Consider the following 6,178-nt stretch of genomic DNA (forward strand, 5'->3'; position numbering starts at 1 on the left):
CATGAACGCAAAGACACTCAGTCTCAGCCTTACCGAACAGCGCGAGGCGCGTCAGCGTCGCCGCACCGGCTATATGTATCTGGCTCTGATCGCGATCGGGCTGGCGGCGCCCTGGTTCGCCTACCCGGTGTTCCTGATGAAGCTGCTGTGCTTTGGCTTGTTCGCCTGCTCCTTCAATCTGCTGCTCGGCTACACCGGCCTCCTTTCTTTTGGTCATGCTGCCTTTCTGGCCATGGGCGGGTATTGCACGGGCTATCTGATGAGTGAGCATTCAGGCATCGGGCCGGAGCTGGCGATCCTGGCGGGAACACTGGCAGCGGCAGCTGTAGGCGCGGTGTTTGGCGCCATCGCTATCCGCCGGCAGGGCATCTACTTCGCCATGATTACCCTGGCCTTGTCGCAGATGCTGTACTTCCTGTTCCTCAAATCGCCCTTTACCGGTGGTGAGGACGGCTTGCACGGCATCAGTCGCGGCAAGCTGCTGGGCATGATTGATCTGTCCGACAACCTGGCCATGTACTACTTCGTGCTGGCGATCACGGTGGCCGGCTTTGCGCTGGTACTCAGAGTGGTGCATTCGCCCTTTGGTCAGATCCTCAAGGCGATTCGTGAGAACGAGCCGCGCGCCACCTCACTTGGCTATGACGTGAATCGCTACAAGTGGCTGGCCTTTGTTATCTCCTCAGCTATCGCCGGTCTGGCCGGCTCGACCAAGGCCGTGGTGTTCCAGCTCGCGACGCTGACGGACGCGCACTGGCATATGTCCGGTGAGGTCGTGCTCATGACGTTGCTGGGCGGCGTCGGCACGCTGCTCGGTCCCTTCGTAGGGGCAGGAATCGTGGTCTCGCTGCAACATCTCTTGTCGCAATCGCCGCTGGGCACCTGGGGTGGGCCGATTCTCGGACTGATCTTCGTCATCTGCGTGCTGTGTTTCCGATCAGGTGTCGTGGGATGGCTGAAGGTATTGGTATCAAGGAACTTTCGCTAATGAATATTCAAACAAGATTCCCGGAGATTGAGATGAAGACTTCTGCTGTCTGGACGCCTACTGATGACATGATCCAGAAAACCCGGCTGTACCAGTGGATGCAGGCAGAGGGCGAGACGGATTACGAGCACTTTCTCGAGCGCTCCACCAGTGACCCTAAATGGTTTGCCCAGGCGCTGGAGCACCGGCTCGGTATCGTATGGGACAAGCCCTACGACACCGCGTTGAACGATGCTGGCGGTATCAAGCACCCTGAGTGGTATGCCGGTGGACGGCTGAATATTCTACGTAGCGCGCTGGAGCGATTGGCGGATGACCCTCAACAGGCTGGCTGCCAGGCGCTGATCTGGGAGGGTGAAGACGGTGAGGTTCGCGAGATCAGCTACGGCGAACTGGCTCAACAGGTCGACAACGTTGCGCAGGGGCTGAGCGAGCTGGGCGTGAAGACCGGCGACCGCGTAGCGGTGTATATGCCGATGTTGGTGGAGACGGTGGTTGCACTGCTCGCGATCATCAAGCTGGGCGGGATCTTTACCCCGGCGTTCTCCGGTTACGGCGCTGAAGCGCTGGCCGCGCGCATCAATGCCAGCGGCGCCAAAGCGCTTATCACTGCTGATGGCTTCCTGCGCCGTGGCAAGGTCATCCGCATGAAGGAGGAAGCTGACCGGGCGGCGGATCTATGCCCTGCGCTGGAAAAAATGGTGGTGGTGCGCCGGCTGGGACGTGACGTGCAGTGGAATTCTCGAGATGTCGATTTCGCCAGCCTGCAGGCATGCGACGGCAGTCAGTGTCAGACCGCTGTGGTCGATAGCCAGTCGCCGATGATGATCATCTACACCTCCGGCACCACCGGCAAGCCCAAGGGTGCGGTGCATACGCACGCTGGTTTCCCGCTCAAGGCGGCGCTGGATGTTGGCCTGTGCATGGATGTCGGGCAGAACGACCGGCTGTTCTGGATCTCTGATATGGGCTGGCTGACTGGCCCGGTGGTGGTGTTCGGCAGTCTGATCAATGGCGCCTGCGCGGTGCTCTACGAAGGCTCGCCCGATTACCCGCAGGCCGACAGAGTCTGGCAGATCGGCGCGCGCCATCAGGTGACGCATATCGGTGTGTCGCCAACGCTGGTTCGCTCGCTGATGCAGCACGGCGACGCCATTGCGCAGAATCATGATCTGAGCGCACTGAAAGCCTTCGCTTCGACCGGCGAACCCTGGAACCCCGAACCCTGGATGTGGTTGTTCGACGTGGTCGGTCAGGGCCGCTACCCGATCATCAACTATGCCGGCGGCACGGAAATCGGCGGCGGCATCCTCAGCAATGTGCTGCTCAAGCCCATTTCCCCGATCACCTTCAACAGTCGCATGCCGGGCATGGCCGCGGAAATCCGTGACACCGAAGGCAACCCGGTGGAGCAGTCACTGGGCGAGCTGGCCCTGGCCAAGCCCTGGATCGGCATGACTCGCAGCTTCTGGCAGGAGCCAGAGCGGTACGAGAATTCCTATTTCGACCGCTTCCCGGATACCTGGGTACACGGCGACTGGGCGATTCGGGATGAAGAGGGCTTCTGGACCATTACCGGCCGTTCCGACGACACCCTCAACGTGGCGGGCAAGCGCATTGGTCCGTCTGAAATGGAATCGATTCTGGTTAGCCATCCGCAGGTGCTGGAGGCCGGTGCGATTGGCGTACCGGATGAAATCAAGGGCGAGGCGCCGGTGTGTTTTGTCGTGCTGCATCCGGGCACGCAGCAGACGCCGGAGCTGGAAGCCGAATTGCTGGAGCTACTCGGCAGCCGGCTCGGCAAGGCCATGCGGCCCAAGTGTCTGCATTACGTCAAGGATCTGCCCAAGACCAAGAACGGCAAGGTGATGCGTCGGGTGATCCGCTCAGCGTACCTCGGGCTTGATTCAGGCGATCTGTCGACGATGGACAACCCCAATGCGTTGTCCGATATCCGCCAGTGCAAACAGCAGACGGCGTGAGGAGTTCGGCGATGAGCAAGACTAATCGTACGGTAGTAGTGACAGGCGCCGCGCAGGGCATCGGTCTTGCCATCGCGCGGGCCTTCGCCGCGCAGGGCGACTACGTTGCGCTCTGCGATATCAATCTGGAAGCAGCGCAACAAGCTGCCAGCGAGTTGCCCAACGCGGCCGCCTTCGCCGTCGATGTAACCAGCGAGGAGCAGATCACAGCCTTTTATAAGCAACTGCTGGAGGAGCGTCCGGCGGTGGATGTGCTGGTCAACAATGCTGGTCTGCAGCACATCTCGCCCGTGCAAGACTTCCCGCTGGAGAAGTGGAATTTGCTGTTGGCTGTCATGCTCACCGGCCCGTTCCTGATGTGCAAGCATGCGCTGCCCAGCATGCTGGCGCAGCAGAGCGGCCGCATCATCAATATTTCCTCGGTTCACGGCAAACTGGCGTCGCCTTACAAAAGCGCCTATATCGCCGCCAAGCATGGCCTGATCGGTCTGACCCGGACCCTGACGTTGGAAACCGCCAATCAGGGCATTACGGTCAACGCCATCCTGCCCGGTGCAGTGCGCACCACGCTGGTTGAACGGCAACTGCCGCAGCTGGCAGCCCAGGACGGCATCACTGAAGAGGAGGCGCTGCAACGGCATATTCTTGCGCGGCAGCCGCTCAAGCGCCTGCTCGAGCCCAGCGAGATCGGCGATTGCGCGGTGTTTCTGGCCTCTAGCGCTGCCGCCGGGATCACCGGTGAGTCGCTCAGCGTTTCCGGTGGCTGGTAGCCATGGCGGGTTTACAGCGGCTGAAGGGGTATCGATTCCCTGAGCTGAGCTGGTCCTTTTCTGAGGAGCGAGCCGCAGAGTTGGCGCGGGTCCTCGGTGCCTCTACGTCGAGCGGCCGTCTGCCGCCAACCCTGGCTTTCAGTGCTGACATGGATCATGGGCTGGTTGACCAGCTGTTTGCCCTCACCGGGCTGCAGGCCCACCAGTTGCTGCACGGTGAGCAGGCGTTTATCTATCACCGGCCGCTGCAGCCTGGGGGTGTATACGTCAGCAAGTCGACCCTCAATGAGGTGGTTGAGAAGCCGCGCTTTGATCTGCTGCATAAACATACCTGTCTGTACGAGCCGGATGGCACGCTGGTCTGCGAGATGCACAGCGTGTATGTCGCCATTGAACAGCCGGTTCCGCCGGGTGCCGCTGCGGTTGCCGATGACAGCGATAGGTTGCCGCCAATAGTGGCGACGGTCAGCCGGCAGCAGATTCAGGTCTTCGCCAACGCGTCCGGGGACCGTAACGCGGTGCATCTGGACCCCGCCGTTGCGCGGCGGGTAGGGCATGCGGATGTGTTTGCCCAGGGCATGTTGGGTATGGGCCTGATTGGCAGTCAGCTATCAGCGGGTGAACTCAGGCAGTTCAGCGCGCGGTTCGTGTCGCCGATTCCCCTCGGTGACCCGCTGCGCATCGAGCAAGGCGGGCAGTCGGGCGACTGGCTGTTGCTGGGCGGCGGAGGGCAAGTTCGCATACGGGCTCGGGCCGCGCTGCTTCACTGATTCGACTCAAACGTTTTGTAGATTTTCTCCGGCGTCGCACAGAACCGGGGTGTACTGTCGCGCGGCCAAATAGCCGAGAGCAGATCTTTTTTACGAAACCATATGTAATGATCTTGACATTAATAGATGTCGGTTTTAACGTTCGAATGTCTCTACCGAACACCGGTATCCGTGGTTAGTTTTTAATATAAAAGCATATTACGGATGCCTCCGGATGCTCCCCCTGATGTGTCTTTACAATAATAAGAGGTAAACATCATGTCCTTACTGTCGCATCTCAAGCGAACCGCTTGTGTCGTTGTGCCTGTTACATCGGTCCTGTTCTCGAATGGCGCTCAGGCTGAGTTCATCGAAGACAGCACCCTGAAATTGCAACTCCGAAATTTCTATATGAACCGTGATTTCAGGGACAACCCGAGCGGTCAGAGCAAGGCTGAAGATTGGGGGCAGGGCTTCATGCTGCGGCTGAATTCGGGGTTTACCGAAGGTACCGTGGGCTTTGGCGTCGATGCGCTCGGCCTGGCGGGGTTCAAGCTTGATTCTGGCGATGGCAGCAGTGGTACTGGCGCCTTGCAGCGCAACTCGGCAGGTCAGCCTTCCGACAACTTCAGCGCGCTGGGCTTGACCGCCAAGGCGCGCGTTTCTCAATCGCTGGTTACGCTGGGTACCCATGAGCCGCTGTTGCCGATTGCCTACCGCAATGACACCCGCCTATTGCCGCAGACCTTCGAAGGTGCACAGCTGGCGTTCAATGAGATCGATGACCTGAGTCTGCTCGCCGGTCAGTTCCGCAGCACGCGTCTGCGTGATTCGTCCAGTCGCGACGATATGGTGATGTTTGCCGACGGCTCGAGCGGTGGCGTGGCGAGCGATCGCTTCAACTATGCCGGGGCGACCTGGCAGGCGAGCCCGACGCTTACCGGTACCTGGTTCTACGCCAAGATGGAGGATAATTACAGCCAGCACTACGCCAACATCCTGCATGACTGGAAACTGACCGAGAACCTCACCTTGCGCTCGGATATTCGCTATTTCGACAGCCGCGACCAGGGCAACACAGATGTCGATAACCAGAACCTGGCGGGCATGTTCACCCTGATTCGGGGAGGACACGCGCTGGGTCTGGCCTGGCAGGAACAGGATGGCGACACCGGCATGCCCTTCATTTCCGGCGGTACCGATCCCTGGGCGTTGAACACAGTTACCTACCAGCACTTTCTAAGGGCCGAAGAAGATTCCTGGCAGGTGCGTTACAGCTATGATTTTGCCGCGGCAGGCATTCCCGGTCTCAAGTTGATGGCGCGTTATGTGCGGGGCGACAACTTCGAAATCGGTGGGGTCGACGCGAAGGAATGGGAGCGCGACGTGGATATTGGCTACACCGTACAGACCGGAAGCCTGAAGGGCGCCAGCCTCCTGTGGCGCAACGTGGCTTACCGCGGGAGTCATACCACGGATATCGATGAAAACCGCGTGATCCTCGGGTACACCTTCAATATCTGGTAGGCAGCGGCTAGCGGGCTGGCCTATCGGCCAGCGTCGTGCCGACGGTTCGGCGTTCCGAGGCGACACTCTTTAAGGGTAGGTGCAGGCTCACAGTTCGGTGGCAGACCTCGACTCGGTGCAGCCGGTGCAGCCGGTTTTCGTAGGAGTGGCGACCTCGCCGCG

5 protein-coding genes are annotated in these 6,178 nt (G+C 60.1%); all 5 read left to right on the forward strand.

The annotated features are described in order from the left end of the window. Position 1: 1 nt before the first annotated feature. The 5 genes from FHK95_RS16930 to FHK95_RS16950 all read left to right on the forward strand — a co-directional run bounded on the left by FHK95_RS16930 (position 2) and on the right by FHK95_RS16950 (position 6,016). On the forward strand, positions 2 to 988 hold the full coding sequence (locus FHK95_RS16930; protein WP_150305816.1) for a branched-chain amino acid ABC transporter permease: 987 nt from the start codon (positions 2 to 4) through the stop codon (positions 986 to 988). A 32-nt stretch (positions 989 to 1,020) separates the two neighbouring features. Next, positions 1,021 to 2,970, forward strand: coding sequence for an AMP-binding protein (locus FHK95_RS16935; RefSeq protein WP_150305817.1), 1,950 nt, complete (start codon positions 1,021 to 1,023; stop codon positions 2,968 to 2,970). A gap of 11 nt (positions 2,971 to 2,981) precedes the next feature. Further along, the gene (locus FHK95_RS16940; protein ID WP_150305818.1) at positions 2,982 to 3,740 is read left to right on the forward strand and encodes a 3-hydroxybutyrate dehydrogenase; all 759 of its coding nucleotides are present in this window, start codon (positions 2,982 to 2,984) and stop codon (positions 3,738 to 3,740) included. Between the two features lie 2 nt (positions 3,741 to 3,742). Next, positions 3,743 to 4,510, forward strand: a complete 768-nt coding sequence (locus FHK95_RS16945; RefSeq protein WP_150305819.1) for an FAS1-like dehydratase domain-containing protein — start codon at positions 3,743 to 3,745, stop codon at positions 4,508 to 4,510. A gap of 258 nt (positions 4,511 to 4,768) precedes the next feature. Then, positions 4,769 to 6,016 carry an OprD family porin gene (locus FHK95_RS16950; protein WP_150305820.1) on the forward strand — a complete coding sequence of 416 codons (1,248 nt, stop codon included), beginning with the start codon at positions 4,769 to 4,771 and terminating at the stop codon, positions 6,014 to 6,016. The last annotated feature ends 162 nt before the right edge of the window (positions 6,017 to 6,178 follow it).

The organism is Pseudomonas saliphila (assembly GCF_008638345.1).
GTDB lineage: Bacteria > Pseudomonadota > Gammaproteobacteria > Pseudomonadales > Pseudomonadaceae > Halopseudomonas > Halopseudomonas saliphila.

Excerpts from the sequence above, each read along its gene's own strand:
- FHK95_RS16935 (WP_150305817.1), top strand. The coding sequence starts at position 1,021 with ATGAAGACTTCTGCTGTCTGGACGCCTACTGATGACATGATCCAGAAA.
- FHK95_RS16945 (WP_150305819.1), top strand. The coding sequence starts at position 3,743 with ATGGCGGGTTTACAGCGGCTGAAGGGGTATCGATTCCCTGAGCTGAGC.
- FHK95_RS16950 (WP_150305820.1), top strand. The coding sequence starts at position 4,769 with ATGTCCTTACTGTCGCATCTCAAGCGAACCGCTTGTGTCGTTGTGCCT.
- FHK95_RS16930 (WP_150305816.1), top strand. The coding sequence starts at position 2 with ATGAACGCAAAGACACTCAGTCTCAGCCTTACCGAACAGCGCGAGGCG.
- FHK95_RS16940 (WP_150305818.1), top strand. The coding sequence starts at position 2,982 with ATGAGCAAGACTAATCGTACGGTAGTAGTGACAGGCGCCGCGCAGGGC.